Annotated in this window: 1 protein-coding gene; it reads left to right on the forward strand. The window is 50.6% G+C overall.

Annotated elements, in window-relative coordinates:
- Positions 1 to 572: 572 nt before the first annotated feature.
- A partial coding sequence (locus tag C2U70_RS28570; protein ID WP_186294524.1) for an NACHT domain-containing protein occupies positions 573 to 2,791 on the forward strand: 2,219 nt, incomplete at its 3' end.

Here is a 2,791-nt window from a genome sequence, read left to right on the forward strand (position 1 = left end):
GCCCGCCGTTTTCGTTTGGGTGGATGCAATAACGATCCGGATTGGTTATCTAGCAAGCTTCTAGATCCGCGACGGACGTTTCAGCTTCTACAGCGCATCTTGATAGGGCGTGCGATCACGGCGCACTTCCGATTGACCGCCGATGGACGATATCAAGGTCTGCACACGGTTATTAGTCACATCCGATCATTCGTTCAGGCCTGGGGGACACGCGAGAGTGCCCACTTCGCAGCATGAAGCGCGCTCATTGACCGCCTAGCAATTTTGGATTGTAATTGCCGCCACGTCGCGGAGAACTAGATATGAAAATCCATTTCGGGGAGTGGTCCCTCGACCTGTACAGCGTTCTTGTTACAGTAGGCATAATGCCACTATTGGCCTATCTCGCGAGTTCATTTCGAAAGCTCTTCGCAGCAATCTCCCGATATACGATCGATGGTATCCTATTGGGGGTATCTCGAATAGCAACTCAGAAAGTTGCGGCTCGCATAAGCCTTCGCCGATACAGCAAACTGCAACTCGCTGGCCCCACGCGATACTTGAGCGTACCAGGCAGGACTGCCGAAACATTCTTGGATATCGATCAGATATTTGTGCCTCTGGTCCTAGAGCGAGCCGGCTCGCTTCAAACGTTTGGTCACAGCGAAGCGATCAGACTCGGAAACAGAATTCGAATTACCGGAGACCCTGGCTCGGGCAAGAGCTCCGTTGCTAAGCGCATCTTTAGAGATGAATGCACCAAGGCATTGAAGGCCCCTGATGAGGCTCGCTTGCCCCTCCTGGTGGAGCTTCGCCGACTGGATTTTCCTAAACTCGCGGGTACCAAGAAGCTTGGAGAGTGGCTCTATAATCGTTTGCTCGACGTCGTCAAATCCTATGACATTTATCAACCAGAACGCTGCTTTTCCGCCTACACCGTAAGCTCCGGGCTTTTAGTAATATTGGACGGCCTCGATGAAGTGTCTGCAGCCGCCTATCCTCAAGCCGAGGCAGCTATCCTAGGCCTAGGTTCGAAATTGGAGCAGATGGGCGCTAATAACATCCTTCTTCTAACAATGAGGACGCAGTTTCACCTTCAAGTCTGGCGGTCTTATGCTGATGCTTTCCCTGTATCCGTGAGTTTAAAGCGGTTCTCACCTACGGACATATACGCGTTTCTGACACGCTGGCCGTTTGATCCCACGACTAAAACAGAACATGTCGTCAGGATCTATAACGATCTCACCGATCGGCCAGCTCTTCGCGAAATGTGCACAAATCCGCTAATTCTTTCGATGTATGTTGCGCAAGATCAAGCGTCGGATCATCAGTTGACCCCTGAGTCACGATCAGAATTTTATAAGCAGGTAACTGAAGAACTTCTAATCCGACGTAGAGCCAAACAAATCGGCCCTTCCGAGACTCAAATGATTCTGAGACGGCAGCGGGAACGAATACTAGGACGAATTGCCTTCGAGCACTTGTGCGACGGCGATCAGCCGGCCAACCTTATTCCTTGGGAAAGCGGAACGAAGGTCGTCATTGATGTCATGGGTCTACGAGACATCGCGACGGCGGAAAGGTTATTGCGAGACGTATCAAAAGAGACTGGTCTTATCTCGGAAGAGCGCGAAGGCGAGACGTTCAGGTTTATTCACCTGACCTTCTGCGAATTTTTGGCCGCCATGGAAGCGACCCAAGGCAGAACTGACGGTTGGGATACGTTAATCGAGAAGCACACACAATTCTCCACCGATTTGCAGACTCGAACGAGACTTGCAGAAGTCATTCCGTTTGCAGCATCGCTACTACCTGCTCATGCACAGCTTAGCGCGATCAAGACCGTTTCGACATTTACTAACCTACGGATGCTCGCTCTGGCATTTCTCGAGACTAAGCGATATGAGCATCCAATCTGGCAACCATTTGTAGATCAGTATTGGCAGGATTTGATCGCAAGATCAGAGGGCGAGTGGACATCACAATGGCTCGCCGAGGTGCATTTGTTCTTGGTAGTAGTTGCCGACGCAAATCGCTCTGCTGGCCTTGTAAGTGGTGTCGAGCGATCCGACGCGATCACCACATTCTTTCAACATTTCGCGGGTGAAAGGGAGGAGTATCTTGCCCAACTTATCGCATCATACGCTCAGCAAGATGCGCCTTCAGCATTTCGTGTTGCAACATTATGCGGCATCGACATCCTGTCGAAATTGCCTGCTATTGTCGTTGACAATATCGACCAACCAGCCTTTTTGGACATAACAATTGAGAGAGCAGCACGGGACAAAGATAATCCCATTCAATGGGCAACATTGTTTGCTGAAGCTGGCTTGCGGTCACCCGCCGCGGCTGCGCTTTTGGTAAATACCCCGCGACGACCTTGGATTAACTCGGCGCAGGCGCTTTCCAGAAACCACAAGTGGGCGGCACCTAATTTTATCCCCGAGTCATGCTACTCAGACTGCCTCTCAATCGCACATGCCTCTGAAACGTCCGAGACCTATCTGCGATTAGTCGGCTACTTCCGCAAGTTCCAGCCACCAGGAACTAGTAAACTAATTCTACTGCATGCTCGACTGGCTCCTTACTTTTACGTTTTCGTATTTTCTTTGTACGTTGCTTTGGCCATCGTATGCAGCATCGCCCTCAGCTACTACCGTAGCTTAGGACATGCTGAATCAGAGTTCGTAACGGCATCCCTCTACTACATTATAGCTGGTGTAGTCCTTATTCTGGTGGGCTCTGAATTTTTGCTCTTTGCAACGTTCATTTCTCTTCAAAAGCGATGTCGGACCTTCGGCGAGATCGCGAA

The organism is Bradyrhizobium guangdongense (genome assembly GCF_006483445.1).
Taxonomy (GTDB): Bacteria; Pseudomonadota; Alphaproteobacteria; order Rhizobiales; family Xanthobacteraceae; genus Bradyrhizobium; species Bradyrhizobium guangdongense_A.